The sequence below is a fragment of the Actinokineospora sp. PR83 genome, assembly GCF_021056305.1.
GTDB lineage: Bacteria > Actinomycetota > Actinomycetes > Mycobacteriales > Pseudonocardiaceae > Actinokineospora > Actinokineospora spheciospongiae.
In genome coordinates this window covers 22,032-46,685 of sequence record NZ_JAJCXD010000026.1, presented here as the reverse complement: position 1 = coordinate 46,685, position 24,654 = coordinate 22,032, and the positions used below count along the sequence as shown (strand labels likewise).

Annotated in this window: 24 protein-coding genes; 5 read left to right on the top strand and 19 right to left on the bottom strand. The window is 73.4% G+C overall.

The window, feature by feature from the left end; translation table 11 throughout:
* Positions 1-2: 2 nt before the first annotated feature.
* Complete coding sequence (locus L6E12_RS09335) at positions 3-1,376, bottom strand: glutamate decarboxylase (protein WP_236227500.1); 1,374 nt, start codon at positions 1,374-1,376, stop codon at positions 3-5.
* Between the two features lie 478 nt (positions 1,377-1,854).
* Positions 1,855-3,072 carry an amidohydrolase family protein gene (locus tag L6E12_RS09330; RefSeq protein ID WP_236227499.1) on the bottom strand — a complete coding sequence of 406 codons (1,218 nt, stop codon included), beginning with the start codon at positions 3,070-3,072 and terminating at the stop codon, positions 1,855-1,857.
* 95 nt (positions 3,073-3,167) lie between these two features.
* On the opposite strand from L6E12_RS09330, the gene L6E12_RS09325 reads away from it, so the two are divergent.
* Together L6E12_RS09325 and L6E12_RS09320 are read left to right on the top strand one after the other, a co-directional pair.
* Positions 3,168-3,623 (top strand): MarR family winged helix-turn-helix transcriptional regulator, encoded by a 456-nt coding sequence (locus tag L6E12_RS09325; RefSeq protein ID WP_236227498.1) that lies wholly within the window; start codon positions 3,168-3,170, stop codon positions 3,621-3,623.
* Between the two features lie 276 nt (positions 3,624-3,899).
* Positions 3,900-5,498, top strand: coding sequence for an MFS transporter (locus L6E12_RS09320; RefSeq protein ID WP_236227497.1), 1,599 nt, complete (start codon positions 3,900-3,902; stop codon positions 5,496-5,498).
* 139 nt (positions 5,499-5,637) lie between these two features.
* Here the strand turns inward: L6E12_RS09320 and L6E12_RS09315 are convergent, their stop codons facing one another.
* Positions 5,638-6,360, bottom strand: a complete 723-nt coding sequence (locus L6E12_RS09315) for a type 1 glutamine amidotransferase domain-containing protein (RefSeq protein WP_236227496.1) — start codon at positions 6,358-6,360, stop codon at positions 5,638-5,640.
* A gap of 188 nt (positions 6,361-6,548) precedes the next feature.
* On the opposite strand from L6E12_RS09315, the gene L6E12_RS09310 reads away from it, so the two are divergent.
* Positions 6,549-7,424: a helix-turn-helix transcriptional regulator gene (locus tag L6E12_RS09310; RefSeq protein WP_236227495.1), complete on the top strand. Its 876-nt coding sequence runs from the start codon at positions 6,549-6,551 to the stop codon at positions 7,422-7,424.
* An 82-nt stretch (positions 7,425-7,506) separates the two neighbouring features.
* A complete protein-coding gene (locus tag L6E12_RS09305) occupies positions 7,507-7,761 on the top strand; it encodes a hypothetical protein (RefSeq protein WP_035285582.1) in 255 nt (84 codons plus the stop codon).
* A gap of 49 nt (positions 7,762-7,810) precedes the next feature.
* Here the strand turns inward: L6E12_RS09305 and L6E12_RS09300 are convergent, their stop codons facing one another.
* The 7 genes from L6E12_RS09300 to L6E12_RS09270 form a co-directional block, all read right to left on the bottom strand.
* On the bottom strand, positions 7,811-8,545 hold the full coding sequence (locus tag L6E12_RS09300; protein ID WP_236227494.1) for an urease accessory protein UreD: 735 nt from the start codon (positions 8,543-8,545) through the stop codon (positions 7,811-7,813).
* The gene (gene ureG / locus L6E12_RS09295; RefSeq protein WP_236227493.1) at positions 8,545-9,258 is read right to left on the bottom strand and encodes an urease accessory protein UreG; all 714 of its coding nucleotides are present in this window, start codon (positions 9,256-9,258) and stop codon (positions 8,545-8,547) included. Before ureG ends, L6E12_RS09300 begins: the two co-directional genes overlap by 1 nt.
* Complete coding sequence (locus L6E12_RS09290) at positions 9,248-9,916, bottom strand: urease accessory protein UreF (protein ID WP_236227492.1); 669 nt, start codon at positions 9,914-9,916, stop codon at positions 9,248-9,250. Before L6E12_RS09290 ends, ureG begins: the two co-directional genes overlap by 11 nt.
* 7 nt (positions 9,917-9,923) lie before the next feature.
* Entirely contained in the window at positions 9,924-11,639 is a 1,716-nt protein-coding gene (locus tag L6E12_RS09285) for an urease subunit alpha (protein ID WP_236227491.1), read from the bottom strand.
* Positions 11,636-11,947 (bottom strand): urease subunit beta, encoded by a 312-nt coding sequence (locus tag L6E12_RS09280; protein ID WP_035285677.1) that lies wholly within the window; start codon positions 11,945-11,947, stop codon positions 11,636-11,638. Before L6E12_RS09280 ends, L6E12_RS09285 begins: the two co-directional genes overlap by 4 nt.
* A gap of 11 nt (positions 11,948-11,958) precedes the next feature.
* Positions 11,959-12,261: an urease subunit gamma gene (locus L6E12_RS09275; RefSeq protein WP_236227490.1), complete on the bottom strand. Its 303-nt coding sequence runs from the start codon at positions 12,259-12,261 to the stop codon at positions 11,959-11,961.
* A gap of 66 nt (positions 12,262-12,327) precedes the next feature.
* The gene (locus tag L6E12_RS09270) at positions 12,328-13,914 is read right to left on the bottom strand and encodes a CocE/NonD family hydrolase (RefSeq protein WP_236227489.1); all 1,587 of its coding nucleotides are present in this window, start codon (positions 13,912-13,914) and stop codon (positions 12,328-12,330) included.
* Positions 13,915-14,120: 206 nt separating this feature from the next.
* Between L6E12_RS09270 and L6E12_RS09265 the strand changes: the two genes are divergently transcribed.
* Entirely contained in the window at positions 14,121-15,425 is a 1,305-nt protein-coding gene (locus L6E12_RS09265; protein ID WP_236227488.1) for a hypothetical protein, read from the top strand.
* A 715-nt stretch (positions 15,426-16,140) separates the two neighbouring features.
* On the opposite strand, the gene L6E12_RS09260 is transcribed toward L6E12_RS09265, so the two are convergent.
* The 9 genes from L6E12_RS09260 to L6E12_RS09220 are packed head-to-tail and all read right to left on the bottom strand — an operon-like array spanning position 16,141 to position 24,653.
* Entirely contained in the window at positions 16,141-17,571 is a 1,431-nt protein-coding gene (locus tag L6E12_RS09260) for a condensation domain-containing protein (protein ID WP_236227487.1), read from the bottom strand.
* Positions 17,571-18,554: an alpha-ketoacid dehydrogenase subunit beta gene (locus L6E12_RS09255; RefSeq protein ID WP_236227486.1), complete on the bottom strand. Its 984-nt coding sequence runs from the start codon at positions 18,552-18,554 to the stop codon at positions 17,571-17,573. The genes L6E12_RS09260 and L6E12_RS09255 overlap by 1 nt, the downstream gene beginning before the upstream one ends.
* 24 nt (positions 18,555-18,578) lie before the next feature.
* A complete protein-coding gene (locus L6E12_RS09250; RefSeq protein WP_236227485.1) occupies positions 18,579-19,595 on the bottom strand; it encodes a thiamine pyrophosphate-dependent enzyme in 1,017 nt (338 codons plus the stop codon).
* Positions 19,592-20,494 (bottom strand): aminoacyl--tRNA ligase-related protein, encoded by a 903-nt coding sequence (locus tag L6E12_RS09245; protein ID WP_236227484.1) that lies wholly within the window; start codon positions 20,492-20,494, stop codon positions 19,592-19,594. Before L6E12_RS09245 ends, L6E12_RS09250 begins: the two co-directional genes overlap by 4 nt.
* Complete coding sequence (locus tag L6E12_RS09240; protein ID WP_236227483.1) at positions 20,491-21,144, bottom strand: 4'-phosphopantetheinyl transferase superfamily protein; 654 nt, start codon at positions 21,142-21,144, stop codon at positions 20,491-20,493. The genes L6E12_RS09245 and L6E12_RS09240 overlap by 4 nt, the downstream gene beginning before the upstream one ends.
* A complete protein-coding gene (locus L6E12_RS09235) occupies positions 21,141-22,019 on the bottom strand; it encodes a hypothetical protein (RefSeq protein ID WP_236227482.1) in 879 nt (292 codons plus the stop codon). Before L6E12_RS09235 ends, L6E12_RS09240 begins: the two co-directional genes overlap by 4 nt.
* Positions 22,019-22,291, bottom strand: coding sequence for a phosphopantetheine-binding protein (locus L6E12_RS09230; protein ID WP_236227481.1), 273 nt, complete (start codon positions 22,289-22,291; stop codon positions 22,019-22,021). The genes L6E12_RS09235 and L6E12_RS09230 overlap by 1 nt, the downstream gene beginning before the upstream one ends.
* A complete protein-coding gene (locus L6E12_RS09225) occupies positions 22,288-23,307 on the bottom strand; it encodes a 3-oxoacyl-[acyl-carrier-protein] synthase III C-terminal domain-containing protein (protein ID WP_236227480.1) in 1,020 nt (339 codons plus the stop codon). Before L6E12_RS09225 ends, L6E12_RS09230 begins: the two co-directional genes overlap by 4 nt.
* Complete coding sequence (locus tag L6E12_RS09220; protein ID WP_236227479.1) at positions 23,304-24,653, bottom strand: condensation domain-containing protein; 1,350 nt, start codon at positions 24,651-24,653, stop codon at positions 23,304-23,306. Before L6E12_RS09220 ends, L6E12_RS09225 begins: the two co-directional genes overlap by 4 nt.
* Between the last annotated feature and the right edge of the window lies 1 nt (position 24,654).

The following is a 24,654-nucleotide window of genomic DNA, read 5'->3' as shown; positions in this document are numbered from 1 at the left end:
GGTCAGTCCGCGAAGCTGAGCACGGCCGCGGGCTCGGGCAGCGGGAACGGGTGGCCCGCCAGCCGTTCGGCGTGCTTGACCAGGCTTTCGAGGAACCTCGCCGCGAGGTCGAGGGTGAACCCCTGCCTGCACACCACGCGGATCACGTCCACGTGCTCCAGGTCCGGCGGCAGGCTGTAGGCGGGCACGTGCCAGCCGTCGCCCTTGAGGGCCTCGGACAGGTGGTAGACGGTGAAGCCCTCGCGTTCCGGGTCGCACAGGCGCAGCGCCACCACCGGGAGGTCCTCGCCGTCGCTGATGACCTCGAACGGTCCGATGGCCGCGACGCCCTTCGCCACGTACCGCGCGACCTCCTGGCAGCGCTGGGCGATCAACTGGTAGCCGGCGATGCCGTTGCGCAGGAACTGGTAGTACTGCGCGATCACGCCGGAGGCGGGGCGGGAGAAGTTCAGGGTGAACGTGGGGTGGTGGCCGCCGAGCACGTTGCAGTCGAAGATGAGCGACTCCGGCAGGTGCTCCGGGTCGCGCCACAGGCACCAGCCCGCCCCGGGGTAGACCAGGCCGAACTTGTGGCCGGACGCGTTGATCGACACCACCCGGGGCAGCGCGAAGTCCCAGGCGAAGTCCGCGTCGAGGAACGGCGCGACGAACCCGCCGCTCGCCGCGTCGACGTGCAGCGGCACGTCGACGCCCCGGTCGGCCGCCACGCCGTCGAGCGCGGCCGCGATCTCCGCGACCGGGTCGTAGCGCCCGTCCTGCGTGCTGCCCAGCACCGCGACGACACCGATGGTGTTCTCGTCGACCGCCGCCGCCGTCAGCGCCGGGTCCAGGATCGTGCGGCCTTCGGCGAGCGGCACCATGCGCGCTTCCACGTCCCAGTAGTTGCAGAATTTCGGCCAGCACACGTGCACGTGCGTCCCGAACACCATGTTGGGCCTGCCGGTGCCCCCGCTCTCCCGCCACCGGCGCAGCATGGCCAGACCGGCGAGCATGGCCGCTTCCGAGCTGCCGCTGGTGGAGCAGCCGATGAACCGGCCGTCGTCCTCGTGCCACAGGTGGGCGAGCGCGTTGACGCACTCCTGCTCGATGCGGGAGCTGGCCGGGTACTCCTCGCGGTTCATGATGTTGATCGGGGCGGTTTCGGCGTAGATCCGCTCCAGTTCCGGTTCCGCCGCCGTGGTGCAGAACGTGGCGAGGTTGAGCGCCGCCCGCCCGTCGAGCAGCAGCCGGGACTGCACGATGCCCGCCGCCACCCCCGCGGGCATCGGGTCTTCCGGCAACCGTCCTTTCGGGATCACGTCCTCGTCGATCCGCTGGGCGAACACGGGCGCTATCTGCAAGTCCTGGTCGTCGGTGATCACGCGCTGCAAACTCATGGCCGACCTCTGGATTCTTCAGGCGTTTCTGGGGTGGTTCGAGCCGGGCGCGTGCCCGGGGTGCCGACCGCGGCCGAACGCCTGCCGCCGGGCACACCTGTGCTCCGCGCTCACTGCGCTGTTCGTCGAAGGAGGGGGAAAGGTGCCCGGGGTGTCGATCCCGTCACCGACGCGAGGGCGGCGAGTCCGGTCGTGGTGCCGTTCTCCGTCTTCTCGCATCGTGCCAGGCCCCGCGCGGACAAGGGAACATCGTCGAGCACGTGCAACCCGAGTGGGCGGGTTGAAGTCCCGGTCGAATGACGACCCCTTCACCCACTGTCCACACGGTCCGCTCCCCACACCTCGGCTGCCCACCGATGAGCTACTTCGAACCGGTGAACACCACTGGGGGGAACGCCCCCACGGCACACCGGAATCAGGCGACCCGTGCCGGGTCTCGCGCAGGTGTGCCGGTCCGGCGGGGCCGCGGCCTTTCGGGTCACACCTCGGCCAGGCGTGCCCCCCGCCGCCAGATCGCGCGGGTGTTGAGGGTGTCGTCGATGTTCTCCGTGGGGTCGCCGTCGACCAGGAGGAGGTCGGCGCGGAGGCCCTCGGCGACGCGACCGCGGTCGCCGAGGTTGAAGCGGCGGGCCGTGGTGGCCGTCGCGGCTCGCAACGCCTGCCGCGGTGTCAAGCCTGCCGCCACGAGGTACCGCAACTCCTGGTGCAGGCTGGCGCCGTGGGCCACGCCGCCGAAGAACGTTTCCGCCATGGAGGCGTCCGTGCCCGCCAGCAGGTCCACACCGGCGGCGGCCAGTGCCCGCACGGTGTCCAGGACGTCTTCCAGTTTCCCCTGCGGGTACCGGTTGTAGCTCGACCGCAGGGCCTCGTCCCACTTGGCGTCGAGGCGGCGGGCGATCCGCGGGTCGTCGGCGAGTTCTTCGCCGGTGGTGCCCATCATGGACGCGTTGAGGCACACGCACGGCACGACGAACATCCCCGCCCCCGCCACGAGGTCGACGACCTCCTCGGTGTGCGGCCGGTCCATGAACACGTGGACCACCCCGTCGACCCCGGCCTCCGCGGCCATGCGGGTGGCGTCGAGCGTCAGCGCGTGGGCCACGGTGAGGGCGCCGTGGCGGTGGGCTTCGGCCACGCCCGCGTTGAGGGTGGCCTGGTCGAGCACGGGCAGCCCGGGGTGGCCTTCGACGCTGCCGTCGTCGATCATGAACTTGATGTAGTCGGAGCCGCGGGCGAGCAGGTGCGGGACGAACGCGACCGCCTCCGCCGGTGTGGTGCTGAACGGCATCAGCGGTGGGGTGGGCGGCAGCTCCCACCCGGGCCGGAAGCCCTCGGGCATCAGCTCGCTCGGGTGCCCGCCGGGCGGGGTGATGGCGAAGCCCGCCGACCGCACGTCGGCGACCGCGTCGTCCTCGGTGATGCGTGCCCGGTTCTCCCGGGTGTTCATGCCCTGCATCTCCAGTTCGGTGGTGACGCCGAACCGCAGGGCCAGGGCCAGCGCGCCGGGGGCGACGTGGACGTGCGCGTCGATCAGCCCGGGCAGCAGGGTTGCGCCGCGGCCGTCGACGACCTCGGCCCCCTCGGGGACCTCGCCGCCGACCTGGCGGATCCTGCGGCCGTCGAGGACGACGGTCCGCACCCCCAACGCCTTCTCCCCGTCGAACACCCTGGCACCGGTGATTGCGGTGACGGCCACGGCGGCCCACCCCACTTCCTCGCTCGCAGTTGCATACCCGATGCTATACATTTGTCAGTTGCTATGTAAATACCGGGGGCACTACACTTCGCGGGGTGAGCAGCGCGCGTTCCGCCGAGGACTCCCCGCTGGACCGGATCGGTCCGGCGCTGTCGCGGCTGCGCAGGCGCATCCCGGCCTCCAGCCGGGACCTGTCCCGCAACCTGGTGCTGAACGTGATCGCGGACGCCCCGGGGGAGATGACCGTCGGCGGGCTCGCCGCGGAGATGGGTGTCGCGCAGCCGGTGGCCAGCCGCGCGGTGACCGCCTGCATCGCCGACGGCCTGCTGCGGCGGGCGGCGTCGCAGGTCGACGGCCGCCGGACCGTGCTCGAACTCACCGAGCGCGGCGAGGCCGAGCGCGACCGCTTCGCCGCTGAGCAGCGGGAGGCGTTCGAGGACATCACCGCCGCCTGGTCGGCGGAGGACCGCGCGCAGTTCGCCCGCCTCCTGGTGCGCTACACCGCCGATGCCGACACGTGGTCCCACCGGCGGACACCGGGCAAACGCTGACGGTCGCCCGGCGGGCGACCGGGCCTGCCGCGCGGGACCACCCGGTTCGACCACCCCTGCTACGACCGAGGTCGCAGCGGGCTTCACCCAGCACGCCCCTCGCGGCGACCCGACCGTCCGCCACGTCACATCCCGAGTAGTTGCGTTCCACAACCAATCAACCTATAGTTGCATCTATCAACCGATTGGGGGCAGGTGTCCAGGACCAACGCCCCGCAGAGCGTCCGGCTCCGGCCGGGGCCAGCCCGCAATCACGTGTAGGAGAAGTCTTTGACCATGTCCACTGGGGCAGCCGCCAGGCCGCTCACCGCCGAGGAGAGCGGCCGGATGGACCACCGCCGGGTGATCGAGGCCCTGACCGGGCTCCTCCTGGCGATGATGACCGCGTTCCTGTCCTCCACCATCGTCTCCAACGCGCTGCCGACGATCATCCGCGAGTTGCACGGCACGCAGAGCCAGTACACCTGGGTCATCACCGCGACCCTGCTCGCCTCGACCGCCAGCACCCCGATCTGGGGGAAGCTGGCCGACCTGATCAGCAAGAAGCTGCTGGTGCAGCTCGCCATCGGGATCTTCACCGTCGGCTCGGTGCTGGCGGGGCTGTCGCACTCGGTCGAGACGCTGATCGCGTGGCGGGTGTTGCAGGGGCTGGGCCTGGGCGGGTTGCAGTCGCTGGTGGTGATCGTGATCGCGGCGATGATCAGCCCTCGGGAGCGGGGGAAGTACACCGGGCCGATCTCGGCGGTGATGTCGGTCGCCACGGTCGGCGGGCCGCTGCTGGGCGGGGTCATCGTGGACACCAGTTGGCTGGGGTGGCGGTGGTGCTTCTTCGTGTGCGTGCCGTTGGCCGTCATCTCGTTGCTTGTCGTGCAGCGGACGTTGAACCTGCCGTTGGTCAAGCGGCAGGTGCGGATCGACTACCTGGGTGCCGCGCTGATCGCCGCGGGTGTGAGTGCGCTGCTGATCTGGGTGACGCTGGCGGGCAACCAGTTCGCGTGGGGCTCGTCGACCTCGTTGCTGCTCGTCGGGCTCGGGGTGGTGCTGTTGGCCGCCGCGGTGTTCGTGGAGACCAGGGCCGCTGAGCCGATCATCCCGCTGCGGCTGTTCCGGGACCGGACCACCGTGTTGGCGACCATCGCCAGCATCGCCGTGGGCACCGCGCTGTTCGGCAGCGCGGTTTTCCTCGGTCAGTACTTCCAGATCGCCCGGGGCTACTCCCCCACCGCGGCGGGTCTGCTGACGCTGCCGATGATCATCGGGTCGATGCTGTCGGCGACCGGGTCGGGCATCCTGATCACCCGGCTGGGCAGGTGGAAGTCGTTCCTGGTGGCCGGTTCGATCCTGATGGTGGCGGGCTTCGGCCTGCTCGGCACGATCGACCACACCACCGACATGGTGCTGCTCGGCGCGTTCCTGTTCGTGCTGGGCGTCGGCCTGGGCATGACCATGCAGAACCTGGTTCTGGCGGTGCAGAACACCGTCGCCGCCACCGACCTGGGTGCGGCCAGTTCCACCGTGTCGTTCTTCCGCTCCCTGGGTGGCACGGTCGGCGTGTCCGTCCTGGGCGCCATCCTGGCGAACCGGGTTTCCTCGCTGACCACCGACGGCCTCGCCGCGGCGGGCGTGCGGGTCCCGGCGGGGTCCTCGTCGGCCGGGATCGGGAACCTCGACCAGTTGCCCGGGCCGATCGCCGAGGTCGTGCGCGCCGCCTACGGGGACGCGACGGCGACCATCCTGCTGGTGGCGGCGGCGCTGTCGGTCATCACGGTGGTGGCGATCCTGTTCATCAAGGAGAAGCCGCTGCTGACCACCACCGGCATGGAGCGACAGAAGGCGGAAGAGGCCGCAGAGGAAGCCGAACCCGCTACGGCCTGACCCTCCGCCCCGAACGCGCCTGTGCCGCCGAGACCCGACATCTCGGCGGCACAGGCGCGTTCGGGCACCGCGCTGACCGCACCGGCGCGGTCAGCCGGACAACGCGGTGCGGGCGGCTGGGGCCCGTCGGGGAACCGGCTCAGCCGGAGTGGACGGGCTCGTGGTCGGGCCGGGTGAGCGCGGCGATCACGGCCTCGGCCATCGGGGCGCTCGACGCGGGGTTCTGGCCGGTGATCAGGTTCCCGTCCTGAACGGTGAACGCCTCGTAGGCGGGTCCCGCGAGGTGCTCGGCGCCCAGTTCGCGCAACCGGCTGGCGAGCAGCCACGGCGCGGCTTCCGCGGTGCCGAACAACCGCTCCTCCTCGTCGGTGAAGGCCGCCATCCGCCGACCGGCGAACAGCCACCGGCCTTCGGGGTCCACAGCCGACAGCAGGGCCGCCGGGCCGTGGCAGACGGCCCCGATGGGCTTGCCCGCCGCGTCCGCCGCGGTGAGCAGGCGACCGAGGTCGGGGTCCTGGTGCAGGTCGACCACCGGCCCGTGCCCACCGGGCAGCACCACCGCGGCGTAGTCATCGATGTCGACCTCGGCGAGGTCGAGCAGCGGCCCGAACTCGCGCAGGGCCCGCTCGGCGTGCTCCACATACCCGCCGCAGTCCGCCCCGGCGACCTCCGGGTCGGCGCTGTGCCGGTCGAGCGGCTGCAGGACCCCGCCCGGGGAGGCGAAGTCGACGGTGAAACCGGCCTCGACGAAGCGCTGGTGCGGTGCCGCGACCTCCTCGGCCCAGTAGCCGGTCGGGTAAGACGATCCGTCGGTGCGCTCCCAGGTGTCGGCGGCGGACATGACGATCAGGACCTTGCTCATGGTTTTGTCCTTCGCGGGTGGTTCGTGGACTGCGCCGTCCGGGCGGTGCCCGGTGCGGGCGTGACTCCAGCGTGGCGCACCGGGACCCGCTCCGGGGGCGCATAACGCGCCCTGTGCGACCTGGGACTCGGCAACCTGGGACGCGGAGGTCCAGGCAGGCGGCGACGGGATCGGGAACACTGGGGGCCATGGTCGGTGTCAATCGAGAACTCGCCGATTTCCTGCGGCGGGCCCGCGCCCAGGTGGACCCGTCCCGGGCGGGTCTGCCGCCGGACGGTCGCCTGCGCCGGGTGCCCGGCCTGCGCCGCGAGGAGGTCGCACGGTTGGCCGGGGTGTCGACCGACTACTACGCCCGGCTGGAGCAGGGGCGGCGCATCGTGCCCTCCACAGCCGTCGTGGAGGCGATCGGCAGTGCCCTCGGGCTCGACGCGGCGGGACGCGCCCACCTGGCGGACCTCATCGGGCAGACGGCGGCACCGGCCACCGGTGGGCGGGCGCGGGGCGTGCAGCGCCTGCGCCCCGGCCTGCACCAGCTCCTCGACTCCCTCGACGGTGAGCCCGCGCTCGTCCTGGGGCGGCGCACCGACGTCCTGGCCGCCAACCGGGTGGCCAGGGCGCTGTTCGCCGACTTCGACCGGATGCCGCCCGCCCAGCGCAACTACGCGCGCTGGATGTTCCTGGACGAGGACGCCAGGGCGCTGTTCGTGGACTGGCCGGACCAGGCCAGGGCCGCGGTGGAGAGCCTGCGGTTCGAGGTCGGCCGCGACCCCGACGACCGCGCCGCGGCCGAGCTGGTCGCCGAGCTGCGCGAACGCAGCCGCGAGTTCGACCGGTGGTGGGAGCAGCACCGGGTCCACCAGCGCACCCACGGCTCGAAGCGCCTGCGCCACCCGCTCGTGGGGGAGCTGACCGTCGAGTACGAGACCCTCACCCTGCCCGGTGACCCCGACACCACCCTGTTCGTCTACACCACCGAGGCCGGTTCGCCGTCCCGGCGGGCGGTGGACCTCCTGGCGAACCAGCCCGCGCACGCCGCCCGGTCCGGTCCCGCCGACGAGCGGTGACCGGCCTCGGCCCGGTCCTTCCACTTGGACCTACTGCTGGGTAGGGTCCGGGTGGACTCACTGTCGAGGAAAGGGGGCCGAGATGGCTCTGTCGGCCAAGACCGCCGGTTTGGTGCTGGCGGGAACCGGCGCGGCGCACTTCGTGGCGCCGAAGGCTTTCGTGCCGATCACGGTCAAGGCGTTCCCGAGCGACACCAAGCAGTGGGTGCTGCGCAACGGCGCGACCGAACTCGCCCTGGGCCTCGCGGTGAGCAACGCCAAGACCCGCAAGCTCGGCCTCGTCGGCCTCCTCGGCTACGTCGGGTGGCTGGGCAGCCGCATCCTCCAGAACCGCTGACCCACCGGGGTGGCCGCCGATCGGGCGGCGGTCCCCCCTTCGTCGACGGTCAGCACCCCGTCGCGGCGGCCAGCGCGGCGCCCAGGCGGGCGGACGCGGTGACCGCGTCCGGGCCCAGGGCGGTGGCCAGGTGGCCCCGCGGGTCTGTCGCGGGACCGAGGGGCACCAGGGACCACCAGTCGCCGCTGAGCGGGGCGGCGGGTGGTGGGGTTCCCAGGGAGATCTCCGTGGTGAGGACCTTGTGCCCGGCCAGGCCCGCCGTCGCCTGATCGGTGGCGGGGTCGCCGGTGGTGAGGGATTGGCGCAGGAGCGGGCACGCGTCGTGGGTGATGTGGGTTTCGGTGGTCAGGTGGCCCGGGGCCTCCGATTTCCGGCCCAGGACCAGGGTTTCGCGCAGGCGCAGGCGGGCGGTGCCGGTCAGTTCCGCGGTCAGGGTCGCGTGGTGGTTCGCGTGGCGGGTGACGACCGTCGGTTCGGGCAGGTGCTCGAAGGTCGCCCCGTCGCCGACCACGAGGTGCAGGTGGGTGGCGCTGCGGCCGGTGCCGGGCAGGGCGACCGTGGCCGCGACGCCGACCAGGCGGAGTGACGCTCCCGGGGCCACCTCCACCGACAGGGTCAGGTGGTCGCCGCCCAGCGGCGCCGCCGCCGAGTTGACCAGGTGGACGACCGCCGCCCCCCGGGTCCCCCGCTGCGGGAGCAGGGTCAGCGGCGCCGCGGACTCCAGCACCCGGACGACCGACCTGGGGCCGACGGCCTCGACCACCAGGCGGGCCCGGGCGCGCATCACCGCAGCAGGCCGCGGACCCAGGCCGCGACGTCGGGCGCGTCGGGGGTCTCGACCAGGGACTGGGTGACCACGGGCAGGTCGCCGCGCATCCGGTGGGCGTCGGAGACCATGACGCCCATGTCCGCGCCGACCAGCGGGGCCAGGTCGGTCTTGTTGATCACCAGCAGGTCGGCCGTGGTCACCCCGGGGCCGCCCTTGCGGGGGACCTTGTCGCCGCCCGCCACGTCGACCACGAAGACCTGGGCGTCCACCAGGCCCCGGCTGAACACCGCCGTCAGGTTGTCGCCGCCGCTCTCGATGATGACCAGTTCCAGGCCGGGGTGGCGTTCCTCCAGCGCCTCGACCGCGTCCAGGTTCGCGGTGATGTCGTCGCGGATGGCGGTGTGCGGGCAGGCCCCGGTCTGGACCGCCTCGATGCGGTCGGTGTCCAGGACGCCTGCCCGGCGGAGGAAGTCGGCGTCCTCGGTGGTGTAGATGTCGTTGGTGACGACGGCCAGCCGGACCTCCGTCAGTGCCCGGCAGAGTGCGGCGGTGAGGGCGGTCTTGCCGCTGCCGACGGGGCCGCCGATGCCGATGCGGAAGGCGCGGCCCGTGGCCGGGGTGGGCTCGTGGGCGTCCGGGTCGGTGGCCGTGGGGTCGAAGTTCACGGTGTGCGTGTGGCCGTGCCCGTGCCCGTGGCTGTGTTCGTGGCCGTGCTGGTCAGCTTGCAAAGAGCCGTACCTCTTCCTTGTGGTGGCGGGCGTGGGATTCGGCGAGCAGGTCCAGGCCCGGGGAACCGGGGGCGGGCAGGTCCGCCGCGGGCAGTGCCGCCGTGGCCGCGGCGCGGGTGGCCTGGGCGCGCAGTTCCGCGGACAGGTCGGCGACCATGGCGTTGACGGCGAACGGGTCCAGGCCCAGGAGGCGGACGGCGGCGCTCGCCGGGCCGCTGACCGCGAGGTAGCCCGCGACCGCCGCCGCGTCGGCGGGTGTCCCGCCCGCGACCCCGGTCAGGGCGCCCAGGGTGATCGGGTGGTGCGGTCGGGGGACCGCAGTCAGCAGGGCGTCGAGCACCGGCGACGGCCAGGCGCGGACACCGGCGCGCATCGTGCCGCGCCCCTGCGCCCTGGACGCGATCCGCTGCGCGGGCGAGGGTGTGCGGGCGTCCAGTTCCGCGTCCAACCCGGCCCAGTCGGTCGGCAGCAGGGCCGCCGCCGCGGCGAACACGGCCGCCAGCTCACCGGCGGTGCGCAACCGTCCCAACAGGAACCCTGGCAGTTCGCGCTCCCCCCGCACCAGGCCGCGCGACACCGCTTCCTCCAGGCCGCCGGAGTGCACGTGGCCGCCGCCGGGGTAGCGGGAGTCGGCCAGCACGAGCGCGCTGATGTCCATTCCGGGCTCAGAACAGGAAGTAGCGCTGGGCCATGGGCAGTTCCGCCACCGGGTCCGCCTCGACGGGGTCGCCGTCGATGGTCACGGCGAAGCTGTCCGGGTCGACCCGGACGTCCGGGGTGGCGTCGTTGCGCAGCATGTGCTGCTTGCCGACCCGCCGGGTGTCGGTGACGGCGACCAGCGGCGTGGACAGGTCCCAGCGGTCGGCCAGGTCCTCGTCGGCCTCGGCGGCGACGAAGTACAGGCTGCTCGCGGCGGCGGCCGTCGGGGCCGCGCCGTACATCGGGCGGGCCAGGACCGGCTGCGGGGTGGGGATGGAGGCGTTCGCGTCGCCCATCGCGGCGTAGGCGATGAACCCCGCCTTGAGGACCACCTGTGGGCGGACGCCGAAGAACTTCGGCTCCCACAGCACCAGGTCGGCCAGCTTGCCGACCTCCACCGAGCCGATGTGGGTGTCCATCCCGTGCGCGATGGCCGGGTTGATCGTGTACTTGGCCACGTAGCGGCGGGCGCGGAGGTTGTCGGCCGCGCCGTCGCCCGCGAGCGCGCCGCGGCGGGCCTTGTTGACGTGCGCGGTCTGCCAGGTGCGGATGATCACCTCGCCGACCCGGCCCATGGCCTGGGAGTCCGAGCCGATCATCGAGATGGCGCCCAGGTCGTGCAGCACGTCCTCGGCGGCGATGGTCGAGGGCCGGATGCGGGACTCGGCGAAGGCCAGGTCTTCGGCGATCGACGGGTTCAGGTGGTGGCAGACCATCAGCATGTCGAGGTGCTCGTCGATGGTGTTGACCGTGTGCGGCCGGGTCGGGTTGGTCGACGACGGCAGCACGTTCGCCTCGCCGACCACGCGGATGATGTCCGGCGCGTGCCCGCCGCCCGCGCCCTCGGTGTGGTAGGCGTTGATCGACCGGCCGCGGATCGCGGCCAGGGTGGACTCGACGAAACCGGCCTCGTTGAGCGTGTCGGTGTGGATGGCGACCTGCACCCCGGACCGGTCGGCCACGGTCAGGCAGGTGTCGATCGCCGCCGGGGTGGTGCCCCAGTCCTCGTGCAGCTTGAAGCCGCCCGCGCCGCCGCGCAACTGCTCGTGCAGGGCTTCCTCGCTGACGGTGTTGCCCTTGCCCAGGAACAGCACGTTCACCGACTGGTGGTCCATGGCCTGCAACATCCGGCCCAGGTTCCAGGAGCCGGGGGTGAGGCTGGTGGCCTTGGTGCCGTCGGCCGGGCCGGTGCCGCCGCCGATGAGGGTGGTCAGGCCGGAGGCCAGCGCCTGGTCGGTGATGGTCGGGGTGATGAAGTGGACGTGGCAGTCGATGCCGCCCGCGGTCAGCACCCGGCCGTTGCCCGCCAGCACCTCCGTGGACGGGCCGATGACCAGCGCCGGGTCCACCCCGTCCATGGTGTCGGGGTTGCCCGCCTTGCCGATGCCGACGATCCGGCCGTCGCGCACGCCGACGTCGGCCTTGACCACGCCCCAGTGGTCGAGGATGACCGCGCCGGTGATGACCAGGTCGGGGGCGCCCTCGGCGCGGGTGGCCCTGGCCTGGCCCATCGACTCGCGGATGACCTTGCCGCCGCCGAAGAGGACCTCGTCGCCCGCCGCGGGGCCCCGGCTGCGGTCCTCGGTGACCTCGATGAGCAGGTTCGTGTCGGCGAGCCGGATGCGGTCGCCGGTGGTGGGGCCGTACAGCGCGGCGTAGCGGGCCCGGTCCAGTCCGGTCATCGGTCCAGCTCCCCCGCCCACTCCGGGCGCAGCCCCGGCACGACCCGGTTGCCCGCGATCGGCACCAGGTCCACCTCCCGGTCCACCCCCGGTTCGAACCGGACGGACGTGCCCGCCGGGATGTCCAGGCGGTGGCCGTGCGCGGCTTCGCGGTCGAACTCCAGCCCGGGGTTCACCGCCGCGAAGTGGTAGTGCGACCCGACCTGCACCGGCCGGTCGGCGGCGTTGAGGACGGTCACCCGTACCCGGGGGCGCCCGGGGTTCAGCTCGACCGGCTCCGCGCCGGGGATCACCTCACCGGGGATCAACTGGCCCTCCATCACGGGATCGGGTCGTGCACGGTGACCAGCTTGGTGCCGTCCGGGAACGTCGCCTCGACCTGCACCGAGTCGATCATCTCCGGCACCCCGGCCTGCACCTGCTCGCGGGAGAGCACCGACCGTCCACTGGACATCAGCTCGGCCACCGATCGCCCGTCCCGCGCGCCTTCCAGCACGTGGTCGGTGATCAGCGCGACCGCCTCCGGGTAGTTGAGGACGACCCCGCGTTCCAGCCGCCGCCTGGCGACGTCGGCGGCGACGTGGACGAGCAGTTTGTCCCGCTCGTGCGGCGTCAGGTGCATGGGCCAAGGTCTATCACGCGGAACCGCCGGGCACGCCCGTGACACGTGTTGTTAACCGGTCCCGGCTCACTTCACGGGCAGGTCCAGGTGGGCGCCGCCTGCGCTGGTCAGGGTGACGCCGCTGCCGGGCTGGTTGGCGTCGACGAAGAGGGTGTCCTTGCCGTCCACCACGACCGAGAGGCGGTGGCCGGGGTCCAGGTCGTAGGCGGTGGGCTGGAAGGCGAAGTCGGCCGCGCGCGGTCGGCCGGGGGCGGCGTTCGCCCAGGCGTGCGGGGCATAGCCGATGATGCGGGCCTTGCCCAGGTGGTCGATGTCGAGGAGGTAGGCGACGAGGGTGCCCCTGGCCGCCGACGGGGTGTAGGGCAGGTGCAGGGCGGCGGCGCCGCGGATGCGGGTCGTGGCCGTCCACGTGGGTTCGGCGGACCAGACCGCCGCAACCGCGCGGTCCAGGGCGCTGACGTCGATCGGGCTGGGTTCCAGGAGGAAGGTCTGGAGGGTGCCGGTGACCATGGCCTGACCGCCGGAGACCGCGCTGTCGGTGTCGGTGGCGATGGACCTCGACCAGGCGGGGCCGGTCGCGGTCGAGGTGGTCAGGGCGTTCTCGGTGAGCCGGTAGCGCTTGGGGGTGCCGAAGGCCGAGGTGGTGTCGGTGTACCTCTCGGTGCCACGGGCCACCGGGCGGGGGGTGTACTGGAGGTCCGGTTCGGTCGTGATCGACCTGTCGGTGCCCGCGACGTACGCGTCCAGCCAGCGGTAGACCGGGTCGAGCACGCCGGTGGGCAGGCCCATCAGGGCGGGGATCTCCGGGGTGGCGTGGTCGCCGGGGCGGAACTCGACGCGCTTGGGGCCCCGGTAGGCGTTGTAGAAGTCGAGCATGGGGCCGGGCGGGAAGGCCGTCTCGCCCCAGGCCTGTTCGATGAGGATCGCCGGTTTGTTGGCGTTCAGCTCGGCCAGGTACGTCTTGGGCGAGCGGACTTCCGCCCACGCCACCAGGTCGGCGTAGTCGGCGTCGGACAGGGCCGGGTCGACCACCTGGCGCAGGCGCAGGTCGGTCTCGGCGCTGAGGCGACCGCCCGCCCGACCGGAGTCGTGGAGCAGCTTCCCGGCCGAGGCGCTGCGCACGCCGTCGCGGGCGAAGGAGGCGGGCAGGTCGTACCAGCCGCTGAGGGCCGTCACGGCCTTGATGCGGTCGTCCTTGGCGGCGGCGAGGATGCCCATGCCCGCGCCGTAGGACAGGCCGTAGACGCCGATGCGCGTGGCGTCGGAGGCGGTGTTGGCGAGGGACCAGTCGATGACGGTGCTGGTGTCGCGCACGTCGGTCGGGCTCGCCACGCCGACCTCGCCGCCGGAGTTCTTGAAGCCCCGGGTGACGTAGCTGACGACGGTGTAGCCCTTGTTGGCCAGGGTCACCGCGGGGAGGGTGTTCTGGGTCCAGTCCATCGACCACGGGCTGATGAACACCACCAGCGGGTGCGGTCCACTGCCCCACGGGCGCAGCACGAGCGCCTCCAGCGACACCCCGCCCTCGACCGGGATCACCTGGAGCTTCGCGTCGAAGCCGAGCGCGGACGCCGGGCCCCCGGTGGGCACCGCGAAGGCCAGCCCGAGCACCGCCAGCGCCGCGACCGCGACCCGGACCAACCGTCCCCGCACAGGACCTCCTGAAACCGATGCACCATCGAGATAGTGCCGTTATCTGGAATGTTCCGGTCCACGGTACCGGCCGGATCGCCGGAATCCGAGACCCGAAAACGCCCCGGTTTCCGAGGCGGGGACGAGAACGGGGCCGCTGCGGCTGAGTGGAGTCTTGTCCGCCCGCCCGGCACGCGGGAGGGTGACCGGAAGGGACGGAGGTCGCCGTGGAGACGGTCCGGGTCGCGTTCGAGGGGTTGCCGGGCGGCTCCGCGCCGTCGTCGTGGGGGCAGCGGGAGGTGTGGTGCATCGGCGGGCCCGAGACGGTGATCTCGTTGCGCGGGCTGGTCCCGCTGCCGCCCGGCACCACCGTCGACGACGGCGCCCGGGTGCTGCGGGACCTGGTGCGGCACGAGGCGATGCGCACCCGGTTCACCATCGGCCCGGGCGGTTCGCTGGCCGAGCAGGTGGTGGCCGCCGGGGGTGAGGTCGAGATGGAGGTCGTGCCCGTCGTGGGCGGCGACGGGGAAGCCACCGCGCGCGGCGTCCTGGCCCGGTACGACGAGCGCGGGGTGGACTGCGTCAACGACTGGCCGATCCGCACCGCGATGGTGGTGGACGGCGATGCGCTCACCCACGCGGTGGCGTTCTACAACCACCTGACCATCGACCTCGGCGGCCTCGACCTGCTCCTGGCCCAGGTCGCCGGGAAGGGCCCCGCGACCGGGCAGACCCCGCGCGAGCAGGCGCGGTGGCAGAACTCCCCCGCCGGGACCGCGCAGAGCGACCGGGCGCTGCGGCGCTGGCGCACCCTGCTGCGCGAGGTTCCCGCCCGCCGCTTCCCGCGCGGGCGCAGCGGCCCGGGGGTGGGCTACCGCAAGCTGCTGCACACCTCCCCCGCCGCCGCGCTGGGGGCGGCCGTGCTGGCCGAGAACACCGGGCAGGGCACGGGGAACGTGCTGCTGGCGGCGTACGCGGTGGCGGTGGCCCGGCTGACCGGGGCGGCGACGGCGGTGGTGCGGCTGGTGGTGCACAACCGGTTCCGCTCGGACCTGGCCGAGTCGATCGGCGCGGTGAGCCAGTTCGGGCTGTGCGCCATCGACACCGGCACCGACTTCCGCGCGGTGGTCGGCAACGCCTGGCGGGCGTCGCTGCACGCGTACAAGAACGCCTACCACGACCCGGTGCAACGGTTGGCGCTGCTGGATTCGGTGTCCGCCGAACGCGGCGAACAGGTGCACACCGATGTGCTGTTCAACGACCGCAGGCGGGTTCGGGACGTTCCGGCGACCGCTTCTGCGGCGGAGATCCGGGCGGCCCTGGGGCGCGGGACGGCGGAGTGGGAACACTGGCCGTTCCCGGCGCGGACCGGGGAAACGCTGTACCTGCACGTGGACGACACCGACGCGGGCACGGTGTTCACCGTGTGCGGCGACACCGAGTACCTGAGCCCGGAGGAGTTGCTGGCTTTGCCGGTGGTCATGGAGACGGTGATCGCCGAGGCCGCGATCGAGGTGCTCAGGGCTGGCTGAGCGGTCGGGTGCGGCAGGTCCGGCCGCGATCTGGCACACGTCGGGGACTGGTCTCTGGGGCGTGTCCGGTCGTTTGTTGGGGGTGCCCGGCTGGGTGGATGTGTTCGGGCGGGGCCCCTATGGCGATCATGTGCCCAGTGTGACCGAGTGGGGCTGAAGAGATGCCCCACAGCCCGGGCAGGCTTGCACATGATCGCCACCCCCACCCAAACACATCCACCCACCCGGGCAGTCGGTCACCGGGCCTGCGGTTTCCGGGGTGGTTGACGGCTGCGCCGATGGGGTTCGGTGTGGCCGGGTGGCCGATTGGTGGGGTTGGCGGGGGTGGCCGGTTGTCGCTGCGCCGGCAGGGCTCGGGGTGACTGGCTTTCGCTGCGCCGGTGGGGTTCGGGGTGACTGGGGCCGGGCCAGGGAGTGGAGGGTGGCTGGGTGGCTTTGAGGGCAGGCGCCAGCAGTTTCCGGTGCGGGCGTTCCTGTGCGGGCGCTCCGGTGCGCTGAGTCCGCGTGGACCTGCGCACAGGCGGGCGGTGCGCCGATCGGGCGGTGGTGGGTTGTGGGGGCGGGCGGGACACGCCCCCACAACGGGGGTCGGCGGGCCGGGCCTCAGACCGGCGGTCGCCGGGTTCACTTGATCTCGATCATGTGCGCACCTCCCGGGGTCTGGCCGGTGCTCGGCGGCGGATGGCGGGTTCACGGCGGGGTCACTTGATCTCGATCATGCGGACACCTCCTCGGGTGCCTGGCCGGTGTGTTCGGCGGGGGTGGCGGGAACGCCCGTGCGGGCGCCCGGGTCGGTGTGGGCCAGCACGGCGGCGGCCTCGACCGCGCGCACCACGGCCTCGGTGTCGGCGGCGGTGAAGTACCGGGTGTCCACCGACAGCACGAAGTCGACGACCGCCTCGCCGGTGGCCGGGTCGACCGGGTCGTCGATGTGCAGGTACAGCTTCTGCCTCGGCATCCCCGGTTCGCCCTCCCAGTGCACCTGCGACCGCTCCAGGGCGGCGGCCAACTGCTGCGGGGTGGGGTCGGGGGCGTCCTCGGCGATGCGGTCGGCGGCGCGGCGGTCGTTGTAGAAGCAGGAGTAGTCGAACGGGGTGCCCAGTTCGCCGTTGACCCGGGCCAGGACCTCGTCCTGGTGGTTGGGGTCGTAGTAGGCGTGCTTGTAGGCGTTCATCGTGCTGCGCGCCGCCCTGGCGACCGCCTCGGCCATCGTGGTGTCGCCGACGTCGATCAGGTACGGGCTGATCTGGACCAGGGTGCTCACCGACCGGGCGAAGCCGGGGCGGAAGCGGTTGCCGACCATGAGCATCGCCAGCACCGGGTTGGACCCGGTGACCCGGGCCAGGCCGACCGCGAAGCAGGCCAGCAGCACCGCCGAGGTGCTCACCCCGGACCGGCGGGCCACCGCATCCACGGCGAGCCGGGTGGCGGGCGAGCGGTAGCGGATCATCCGGTACGGCACCGGGTCGGTGTGCCGGGGCGGGCCGAACCGGCTCACCGGGGCGGTGCGCAGCACCCGTTCGAAGTGGCGCAGCGCGGCTGCGGACTGGCGCAGCGCGGCGGGCCGCTGTTGCTGCGCGGCCTGTTCCAGCGGCGACACGGCGTCGAGGTCCGGGCCTTGCCCGGTGGTGGGGTCTCGGGCGGCCATGTCGGCGATGAGCGCGGCGAGGCCGCCCGCGTCCATGGACAGGTGCAGGTAGACCGCGACCATGTGGGTCAGCTCGGTGCCGACGCGGACCACGCCCATCCGCACCGGCCACTCGTGCTCGTAGTCGAACGGGACGGTGGCGTAGCGCTCCTCCAGGGCGGCGGCAACTTCGGCCGGGTCGGTGCCGCCCGCGTCGACGACCTCCAGGGGTACCTCGCCCTCGGCCGAGCAGACCTGGAGCGGGTCGGCGCCCGCGCGCAGGACGAGCCGGGTGCGCAGCGCCGGGTGCCTGCGCATGATGTAGGCGAGCAGGTCGGTGAGGTCGGCCACGGTGAGCCCGAGGCCCGCGATCGAGGTGGACCCGCCCGTGGTCCGGGATTCGCCGGACCCGGCGATGGCCTGCCAGATGCCGATCTGCCCCCAGGTCAGCGGTCCGGTGCCCGCGCCGCCGCCGCGGAAGGGGACCGGGACCCGCTCGACCGCCGGGAGTGTTGGCATCACGTGCCCCAGCCCGACTTCTTCAGCACCGAGCGGACGGCGTCGGCGATCTGCTCGCGGGTCGGCTGCAACACCGCGTCCAGTTCCGGGGCGGCGCCCACGACCGCGCCGTCCGGTCTGCTCACCCGCTTCGGCGGCACCCGCAGCGGCAGTTCCTCCGCGGCCGTGGCCAGGACCTCCGCGCCCAGGCCGGAGAAGCGGTTGGTGTCGTCGGCGACGACCAGGCGCCCGGTGCGCCCGACCGACTCGGCCAGCAGGTCCCAGTCGAACGGGTACACCGTGCGCGGGTCGAACACCTCCACCGAGATCTCCCCGGCGAGGTCGTCGGCGACGGCGATGGCCTCGTGCACCAGGTGCCCGGTGGCCACCAGGGTCACGTCGGTGCCCGCGCGGTGGATGCGGCCCTTCCCCAGCGGGACGGGGACCAGGTCGGCGTGGTCGACGTCCTCGCGGACGCCCAGGCAGGCCAGCGGGCCGATCACCACCACCGGGTCGTCGTCGCGGATGGCGGTGGTGAGCAGGCCGTAGGCGTCGGTGGGGGTGGCCGGGAGGACCGTCTTGACACCCATGTGCGCGAACAGGCTGTAGGGCTGGTCGGAGTGCTGGGCGCCCCAGCCGGGCCGGTGCCCGCCCGCGGGCATCAGGTAGGTGACCGGGACGCTGCGCTGCCCGCCGCTCATCAGCAGGAACTTGTTGGCCTGGTTGGTGATCTGCTCGAACACCAGCAGCAGCAGGAACGGGATCTGGAACTCCACCACCGGGCGCCGACCGGCCAGCGCGGCGCCGGTGGCGAAGTTGGTGAAGCCCTGCTCCGACAGCGGCATCTCCAGCACCCGGTCGGGGCCGTAGCGGTCCAGGAAGCCCGAGGTGGTGTTGGTGAGGGCGAAGTTCATGTCCTCGCCCAGCACGAACACCGACTCGTCGCGGTCCATCTCGTCGCGGAGCGCGCGGTGCAGGGCCTTGAGGTACGACAGCTTGGGCACGGTGTCACTCCTCCCCGGCGGGGTTCACCGGACGAACCCGGGCCGCGGGCGCGGTCCGCCGGTGTGCAGGTGGTCGGTGGCGGTGGCCGGGTCGGGGTACGGGCTGGCCACGGCGAACCGGACCACCTCGTCGAGCCGCGCCTCGACCTCGGCGTCGACGCGGGCGCGCTCGTCCTCGGCGACCCGGGCCGCCTGGATCACCAGCGGGTCCCTGGCCAACCAACTGTCCATTTCGGACTGGTCGCGGTACTTGAGCCGGGTCTTCAGCTCGAACGTGTGGTGGCCGTGGTAGCGGTAGGTCCGCATCTCCAGCAGCGAGGGACCACCGCCGGACCTGGCGCGGGCCACCGCCTCGCGCACGGCGGCGTACACGGTTTCCGCGTCCTGCCCATCCACTGAGGACGAGGGGATGCCGAACGCCTCGCCGCGGCCGGTGACCGTGCCCGCGATGGCGGCCCCGGCGGGCAGGGTGGTGGCGTAGCCGTTGTTCTCGCAGACGTAGACGACCGGCAGCCGCCACAGCGCGGCGAGGTTGAAGCCCTCCAGCAGCGCGCCCTGGCTGACCGCGCCGTCGCCGAAGAAGCTCAGCACCACGCGCGGGGAACCCGCCGTCGCCGCGGCCCAGCCGATGCCCGCGGCGATGGCGGCGCCGTGGCCGACGGTGCCGGTGGCGTTGAAGACGTTCGCGGAGAAGTCCGACGGGTGGAACGACCCGCCGCGGCCGCGGTCGACCCCGGTGGCGCGGCCCGCCATCTCCGCCATGAGCCGGGCCGGGTCGCAGCCCTTGGCCAGCAGGTGGCCGTGGCCGCGGTGACCGGAGAGCACCACGTCGTCGGCGTCGAGGGTGGCGACGGCGCCCGCGGCGACGGCCTCCTGCCCGATGCACGGGTGGATGCCGCTGCGGATCTCGCCCGCCTTGACCAGTTCGACCGCGCGTTCCTCGAAGCGGCGGATGAACCGGATCGTCCGGTAGAGCGCCGCGCTGTCCGGTGCCGTGCTGTCGGCCCCGGTGCCGGGGGCCCGGTCGTGCAGGACGCTCACGTGGTCGCCTCCAGCACGGCCGCGGCGTCGTCGCCGTGCGCGTGGATCAGCGCCAGGGCCAGCCGTTCCAGGCCGAAGGCCAGGCACGCCGTGTGCGCGGGGGCGGCGTCGGCGGTCAGGTCGAAGGCGACGCCGAAGTGGTCCTTGTGGTGGTTCGCCGACGCCACCGCCTGCACCACGCCGTCGGCGACCGGCACCTTCAGCTCGAACTTGAGTTCCTGGAGGCGTTGCGCGGCCTGGAACACCTTCTTGCCCGGACCGAAGAACGGGTCGTCGGCCACCTCGACCACCGGCGCCAGCCCCAGGTCGGTGAACCACCGGCCGACCCGGTCGAGCCAGTCCGCCCGCCAGCGCAGGCAGTGCTCCTCGGCCCCGGCGGTGACCAGCTCCAGCATCCGGAACGAGCGCAGCCGCCCGGCCTCGCCGGTGGCCTCGTCGCGGAAGCAGGTGGCCTCCACGGTGACCTTGGCCGGGGTGTCGACGGCGGTCCCCGCGAGCGCGGCGTAGACCGGGTAGCAGGCGGCGGGCAGCAGCACCAGGTCCCGGATCTCCTGCTGGGCGTGCCAGTCGCCGCCCGCCTCGACCAGCGGCCGGAGCCGGGCCCAGCCCGACGCGGTGCCCCGGTAGCCGTGCACGGTGCCGAGCAGCTGCGGGAACGCCTCCACGTAGCCCGCGCGCTCGATGGTGGCCCGGGAGATCACCGGCGGGACGACCAGCCGCTGGAACGGCTCGGTCGCGGCCAGCCGGGCCACCCCGGCGCGCAGCGCGTCGACCACCCGCTCGAACGCCTCCGGGTAGAGGAAGACCCCGGGGACGGCGGTGGGGATCGGCAGGCCGCTCTCCGGGACCCGCGGCGGCACCGGGGCGGTGGGGTTCGCGTCGGGGATGGTGCTGGTCATGGGGTCTCCCGTTCGTGCCATCGGTGTGCGCGCACCCGGTACGGCGCCGTGCCCCCGACGGCGACGGCGGCGGCGAAGCCCGCGGGTGCGGTGAGGTCGCGGACCCGGTACCGGCCCCCGTCCGCCTGCTGGACCACGTCCCGGTCGAGCACCGCGCGGCGCAGGCCGGGGAACAGCCGCCCGCCCGCGGCCTTGACGCACGCCTCCTTGCGGGTGAGCAGGCGGGTGAGCAGGGCGGGGCGTTCGGCCGCGGCGGCGGCGCGCACCCGGTGCGCCTCCTCGGCGGCGAAGAACCTCTCGGCGGTGCGGACCGCGTCGGTGCGCAGCAGGCGTTGCAGGTCCACGCCGAGCGGCCGGTCGCGGGTGAGCGCCACCATGGCGACCCCGGCGGAGCGGGACAGGCTGACGCTGACCCCGGGCACCTCCGGTTTGCCGTGCGCGCCGATCCGCCAGCGCACCTCGGCCGGGGCCAGGCCCAGCCGCCTGCCGACGACGGCCCGCGCGGCGCCGTGCGCGGCGACGAACTCCCGGCGGCGCGGCGGGTCCAGCGCCGCGGCGCGGCGCCGCTCCTCGGGGTCGAGCACGCCTTCCAGCCGGTCCAGGACGGCGTCGGGGAGGTCGGGAACGAGCCAGACGTGCACGCTGGTCATCCGGCCACCGCCCGGGCGTCGGCGAGCGGGCGGACCGGGGCGGGCACGTCGAGCGCGGACAGGCTGAGCACGCCCGCCCCCGGCTCGTACTCGGCCAGCAGCACCAGTCCCTCCGGGCGCCCGGTGGCCAGTTCGTACCAGACCCCGGTGCAGGGCTGCCCCTCGGCGGCGACGACCACGTCCGCGACGGCAGGGGGCAGCAGCCCGGCGAGCCGGGCGCAGGCGATGAGGGTGGTGTCGGCGCGGTCGCCGCGCAGCGCCGCGACCTCGGCGGCCAGCACCGCCGCGACCCGGGCGGGCTCGACCGCCGTGCGCTGGCGGACGGTCAGCGGGGCGCCTTCGGTGTCGAAGCGCAGCCCGACCGCGGTGTGCCGGTCCGGCAGCGGCGCGGGGACGGCCAGGTCGTAGTGCAGCGCGGACTGCTCCACCACCAGCAGCACCGCCCGGGAGCAGGCGCCGCTGGCGAAGTAGGACTCGATCAGCCGCACGGCGGTGAAGGCCGCGGCGGAACCCTGGTCGCACACGGCGAACGCGGCCGGGCGGCCGGGGCAGCGGTCGCTGAGGTGGGCCGCGGTGGACCGGCCCAGCCGCAGGTCGTGCAGGGCGTAGGCGAGCACCAGCAGGTCCACCGGCTCCCGGTCGCCGACGAGGTCGGGCAGCAGCGCCTCGGCCATCTCGCCGAAGGAGTGCCCGGCGCCGTCGGCGAGCAGGTCCTCGCGCAGACCGGTGCCGAACGGGCGGACCAGGTCGGCGAGGAACGGGCGCAGCGCCGGGTCCCACGCGGTCGGCGAGGTGTCGGTGAACACCCTGCCGAGCGCGCCGGACAGCCGCGGCGCGGCGGCGGCCACCGCGGGGGGCGGGCCGACGGTCAGCATCACTCGTCCGCGACGGTGTGCGTGGCGACGTACTCGGCCAGGGTGGCGACGGTCTCCAGGTCGGCCTGGTCGATGTCCTCCACGTCGATCTGGAGCTCCAGGGTGTCCTCCAGCTCCAGCAGCAGCTCCAGCGTGCCCGCCGAGCTGAGGCCCAGCTCGCTGAAGAGCCGGGTGCCCGGGGTGAGGTCGGGGACCTCGCGCTTGAGCACCCTGGGCAGCAGCAGGCCGATGCTCTCCACGACCTGCCCGCGCAGGTCCGCAACCTGTGTCATCGGTTCCCTCTCGCTCTCACGCCGTCCTGGTCCGTGTTGTCCTGGTCTGCGCTGTCTTGGGTCGGCCCGTCCGGGTCGCGTCGGAGCACCATGGCCGAGAACGTGGCGCCCAGGCCCGCGGCGCCGACCAGGTACCGGTCGCCCGGTGCCAGCCGCCCGCCGTCGACGGCGGTGCGGTGGTTGAGGAACGGGTCTGCGGCGAAGCTGTGGCCGACGACGGCGACGTTGTCCAGCACCACCCGCCGCACCGGGAACCCGATCCGCTGGCACACCCGCCGCCAGGAGACGGCGTTGACGTTGTGCGGCAGCAGCAGCGCGATGTCGTCCAGGGTCAGCCCGGCCTTGTCCACGGCGGCCAGCAGCACCTCCGCCAGCAGCCGCGGGTACTCGTCCTGGAACCGCACGGCCAGGTCGCGGTCGACCCGGAGCCTGCCGTCGAACTCGCCGTGCGCGCTGGTGGCGTAGGCGAGCAACCGGTCACCACGCCCCGGTCCGTCCCCCGTGGACACCAGTGCTGCGGCGGCGCCCTCGCCGAAGATCGCGGTCTCCGGCACGAGCTGCGCGTCCGGGGTGTAGGTCTTCTCCCCCGCCAGCACCAGGGCCAGCGCGTCCGGGTCGCCGTCGGCGGCGAGCATCCGGCCCACCGCGTCCACGGCGAGCAGGCCGGTGGCGCACGCCTGGTGGGTCAGGGTGAACGACAGGGCGTGGTCGAGCCCGAGCGCGCGGCACAGCTCGCGCAGCGGGTTGTGCGGGTAGGGCACCGCGACCGGCATCCCCCTGGCGTGCACCACGTACCTGACCCGGTGCTCGTTGCCCGCCAGTCCGTCGAGGCGCGCGGCGGCGGCGAGCAGCAGGTCCAGCAGCGAGCCGCCCGGGTCGAGGCGGACCTCGGCCAGGCCGTGGAAGCGGCGGAACAGCCGGACCTGCCGGTCGCTGAGGCCCAGCCGGTCGGCCAGGTCCTCGATCGGGAACCCGGTCGGCGGCAGGTGCGCGGCGACCTCCAGCAGCGCCGTCACGCGACGGCCCCGCCGGGGTCGGTGGCGGCGGCCACGAGCACCGACTCCACCTCGGTCAGCACGCCCAGCAGGGCGGCGGGCGAGGCGCGGTGGGTGTCACCGGCCAGGCCGAAGCGCAGCGCGCCGGGTTCCTCGTCGATGTTGAGGTAGAGCAGCGGGCTCGGCCTGTCCGTCCACTTGGTCCACTCGTGGGTCGACAGCGCGCGGGCGGCCTCGATCTCGGCGGGGGTGGCGACCTCGGCGAACCGCTCCTGCCTGCCTGGCGGGCGGCGGTCGTTGAAGTAGCAGTCCAGCTCGACCGGCACGCCCAGGTCCTCCTTGACCGAGGCGACCATGGCGGCGCGCTGCTCGGGGTCGTAGTAGGCGTACTTGTAGGTCACCACGGCCGCCCGCCGGGCGCGGGCGACCGCCTCCGGGAAGGTCGCGCCCGCGAGGTCGATCAGCAGCGGGCAGGTCTGGGCCATGGTGCACACCGAGTCGCGCACGGCATCGCGGAAGCGGTTGCCGACGGCCAGTTGCAGGGCCACCGGGTTGTTGCCGATCGTGGTGGCCAGCGCGGTGGCGAAGGCGGCGAGCAGCACCGGGGAGGTGTCGGTGGCCAGCCGGGCGGCGATCGCGCGGCCCGCCAGCAGGGCGGCGGGCGAGGTGAACTCGACGGTGCCCCAGCGCGGGGAGCGCGGGTCGTCGGAGGTGCCCTCGACGCGCAGCGGGGACACGGTGCGCAGCACCCGCTCCCAGTAGTCCAGCGCGGAGGCGCTGTTGCGGCGCACGTGCGGGCGCTGCTGCTGGCGGGCCAGCTCCAGCGGCTGCACGGCGGTCAGCGGGACCGTGGCCGCACCGGTCTCGGGGTCCATGGTGGCCAGGTCGGCGATGAGCGCCTCCATGCCGTGCGCGTCGAGCGCCAGGTGGTTGTAGACGGCCACCGAGTGGGTGGGGGTGCCGTCGACGACGACCACGCCCATCCGCACCGGCCACTCCTTCGCGGAGTCGAAACCCGTTGCCTCGTAGCGCTTGCGCAGTTCCACGGCCACCGCCGCCGGGTCGCGGTCCCCGGCGTCGACGACCTCCAGGCCGATCGTGCCGGAGGCGAAGACCTCCTGGCGCGGGCCGCCGTCGGGGGCGTCGAACCGCAGCAGCGTGCGCAGCGACTGGTGCCTGCCCATGACGTAGCGCAGGACCCGGGTGGTGTGCTCGACGGTGATCCCCGGCGGCAGCTCCACGATGCCGCCCATGGTCTCCGACTGCCCGGTGAGCGCGATCGCCCGCCACACCGTGCGCTGCCCCCAGGTCAGCTCCCCCACCCCGGCGCCCGGTCCGTGGAAATCGACGAGGATGGTGTCGCCCATG

Coding starts and splice junctions, on each gene's coding strand:
- L6E12_RS09240 (WP_236227483.1), bottom strand. CDS start 21,144: ATGACCAGCGTGCACGTCTGGCTCGTTCCCGACCTCCCCGACGCCGTC.
- L6E12_RS09220 (WP_236227479.1), bottom strand. CDS start 24,653: ATGGGCGACACCATCCTCGTCGATTTCCACGGACCGGGCGCCGGGGTG.
- L6E12_RS09260 (WP_236227487.1), bottom strand. CDS start 17,571: ATGCCAACACTCCCGGCGGTCGAGCGGGTCCCGGTCCCCTTCCGCGGC.
- L6E12_RS09245 (WP_236227484.1), bottom strand. CDS start 20,494: ATGACCAGCACCATCCCCGACGCGAACCCCACCGCCCCGGTGCCGCCG.
- L6E12_RS09315 (WP_236227496.1), bottom strand. CDS start 6,360: ATGAGCAAGGTCCTGATCGTCATGTCCGCCGCCGACACCTGGGAGCGC.
- L6E12_RS09300 (WP_236227494.1), bottom strand. CDS start 8,545: ATGCGCGCCCGGGCCCGCCTGGTGGTCGAGGCCGTCGGCCCCAGGTCG.
- L6E12_RS09235 (WP_236227482.1), bottom strand. CDS start 22,019: ATGCTGACCGTCGGCCCGCCCCCCGCGGTGGCCGCCGCCGCGCCGCGG.
- L6E12_RS09275 (WP_236227490.1), bottom strand. CDS start 12,261: ATGCACCTGACGCCGCACGAGCGGGACAAACTGCTCGTCCACGTCGCC.
- L6E12_RS09310 (WP_236227495.1), top strand. CDS start 6,549: ATGGTCGGTGTCAATCGAGAACTCGCCGATTTCCTGCGGCGGGCCCGC.
- L6E12_RS09320 (WP_236227497.1), top strand. CDS start 3,900: ATGTCCACTGGGGCAGCCGCCAGGCCGCTCACCGCCGAGGAGAGCGGC.
- L6E12_RS09305 (WP_035285582.1), top strand. CDS start 7,507: ATGGCTCTGTCGGCCAAGACCGCCGGTTTGGTGCTGGCGGGAACCGGC.
- L6E12_RS09285 (WP_236227491.1), bottom strand. CDS start 11,639: ATGACCGGACTGGACCGGGCCCGCTACGCCGCGCTGTACGGCCCCACC.
- L6E12_RS09290 (WP_236227492.1), bottom strand. CDS start 9,916: ATGGACATCAGCGCGCTCGTGCTGGCCGACTCCCGCTACCCCGGCGGC.
- L6E12_RS09230 (WP_236227481.1), bottom strand. CDS start 22,291: ATGACACAGGTTGCGGACCTGCGCGGGCAGGTCGTGGAGAGCATCGGC.
- L6E12_RS09335 (WP_236227500.1), bottom strand. CDS start 1,376: ATGAGTTTGCAGCGCGTGATCACCGACGACCAGGACTTGCAGATAGCG.